This window comes from Carboxylicivirga litoralis (assembly GCF_025499605.1).
In the GTDB taxonomy this organism is placed as follows: Bacteria; Bacteroidota; Bacteroidia; order Bacteroidales; family Marinilabiliaceae; genus Carboxylicivirga; species Carboxylicivirga litoralis.
In genome coordinates, this window is record NZ_JAFMVC010000075.1 from 1 (window position 1) to 2425 (window position 2425).

At 43.3% G+C, this 2425-nt stretch carries 2 protein-coding genes; both read right to left on the reverse strand.

The annotated features are described in order from the left end of the window. Positions 1-182 (reverse strand): hypothetical protein (locus J1N10_RS20675; RefSeq protein ID WP_262328631.1); only part of this gene is annotated, 182 nt, incomplete at its 3' end. Between the two features lie 2 nt (positions 183-184). After that, a partial coding sequence (locus J1N10_RS20680; protein WP_262328632.1) for a hypothetical protein occupies positions 185-2425 on the reverse strand: 2241 nt, incomplete at its 5' end.

Consider the following 2425-nt stretch of genomic DNA (forward strand, 5'->3'; position numbering starts at 1 on the left):
ATGATGATGGCCAGTCCACAAACCCACATCACTATCTCAAATACAAGCTTGTAGGGTTTGCGTAAAAAGTAATTACTATCGGAAATTGATTTGCGGATGCCATGAACCGCTATGATGGAGGTAAGATAAACTACCAATGCTATAAATGCCGTGAAAAGGCTTGCTATTACTAATGCTTTCATAATTATTGGAGTGTAATGGTTTTGTCGGTTTCGTCTTTGAAAGTGAGTTTTAGGTTGTTCCCTGCAACATCTACCGAAAGGCTGTCCACATCGGCATCCACGAAGTTTTTCATGAAGTTGATTTGGAAGTTCAATATCTCAGCCAGCTTTGCTTCCCAATCTTCACCTGAGAAAATGCCGGAATCGGCATACACCTGTAGGAACTTTTTCAGGAAGTCAGGAACGTTCTGCAAATTGACATCCCAATCAGCCCCAACGGTGGCATTTTCTTCAATACCACCAAGTTTAGTTTCATCGGCTTCGGGGTATGAACGTTTGGCATTATTGGCTTCAATGGCTGCTGCCTGTTCTGCCGATATGGTTGTCGGTTTATTCTGAATATTGGTGTCCCAATCTGCTCCAACAGTCGCACCTTCTTCAATTCCTCCAAGCTTTGTTTCGTCCGCTTCGGGATAAGTACGTTTTACTGTATTCGCTTCAATAGCGGTAGCTTGTTCCTCTGTTATGGTAGCAGGCTTATTGGCAATATTTGTATTCCAATCCGCCCCGGCTGTGGCGTTTTCTTCGATACCCGAAAGTTTGTCCTGGTCTGCTTGTGGGTAGCTTCGTTTTTGAGCATTGGTTTCAATGGCTGCTGCCTGTTCTGCTGAAATGGTAACAGGTTTATTCTTAATATTTGTTTCCCAATCAGCTCCAACAGTTGCACCTTCTTCGATTCCTCCAAGTTTGGTTTCATCCGCTTCGGGATAAGAACGTTTGGCTGTGTTTGCTTCAATAGCCGTAGCCTGTTCTTCTGAAATGGTGGTTGGCTTATTGGCTATATTTGTTTCCCAATCAGCTCCGGCAGTTGCATTTTCTTCTATGCCTGAAAGCTTATCTTCATCGGCTTGTGGGTAGCTTCTTTTTTCGGTATTCGCCACAATAGCTGCTGCCTGTTCTGCTGAAATAGTAAGAGGTTTATTTTGAATATTGGTTTCCCAATCACCTCCAACAGTCGCACCTTCTTCAATCCCTGCCAATTTGTTTTCATCAGCTTCGGGATATGAACGTTTGGCTGCATTCGCTTCAATAGCAGTCGCCTGTTCCTCTGAAATTGTAGTTGGTTTATTGGCAATATTCGTTTCCCAATCTGCTCCGACAGTTGCATTTTCCTCTATGCCAGAAAGCTTATCTTCATCGGCTTGCGGATAACTGCGTTTAGCATTATTAGCTTCAATATCGGCTGCTTGTTGTGGAGAGATGGTTACAGGTTTGTTCTGTACATTCGTGTCCCAGTCAGCTCCAACGGTGGCGTTTTCTTCAATCCCTGCCAACTTGTTTTCATCTGCTTCGGGATAAGAACGCTTTTGCGTATTTGCTTCGATAGCTGCCGATTGTTCTGCCGATATGGTAGTAGGCTTGTTTTGAATATTGGTATTCCAATCAGCCCCGGCAGTAGCACCTTCTTCAATCCCTGCAAGCTTTTCTGCATCTGCTTGTGGGTAGCTGCTCTTTTTGTTGTTGTTCTCAATTGCCGTTGCTTGTTCAGCACTAATGGTCGTTGGTTTGTTTTGCAGTTCCTCAAAATTAGAAGTGAGGTTCATATCGTTTTCCAACTGCGAAAGCTTTGTTGGAATGGCAATATTGATATTACCGTCAGGGTCGGTTACAAAACCACCGTGTACCTCGATACCACCATTGGGCATATACACAGGGCTTTTCTCTGAAATGAGTAAGTCTTCCACATTCCCTGCGATTATCAAACCTCCACTAATTTGCTGAACAATGGTTTTGGGTCTGTATTCCGGAGCGGATTTTGAACGTGCAATATTGATGAATGAACCAACCGAAGCCCTGTCGAGTATCGTGTCCTGAATATCCCTGTTCATCTTGAAGTAGGTATCGGAAAACACAATCTTATTGTAGCCCCTGTCAAATACACACGATTGATTAACCTTTGCCTCAAAACAGCAATCATCAATGTTTGTGGTACTGTTCAGAAAAGCAATAGCACCGCTTCCGGCATCGGTATATTCAAAGCGTATGTCGGCAAAGTTGATAGCACTATTGTATATTTCAATAGCCTTATCACTTTGGAAAATTACAGGCTTAACGTATGTTCCGACCACACCATCCACCTTATTGCTCAATGAGCAGATGTTGATTTGATAGGAGAAATCACGAAGGACCAGGAACGTTCCCAAATCGTTGATGTAAGTACCATCCTCGAACATGATGCTGATACTTGCACTTTTGTTGGTGTG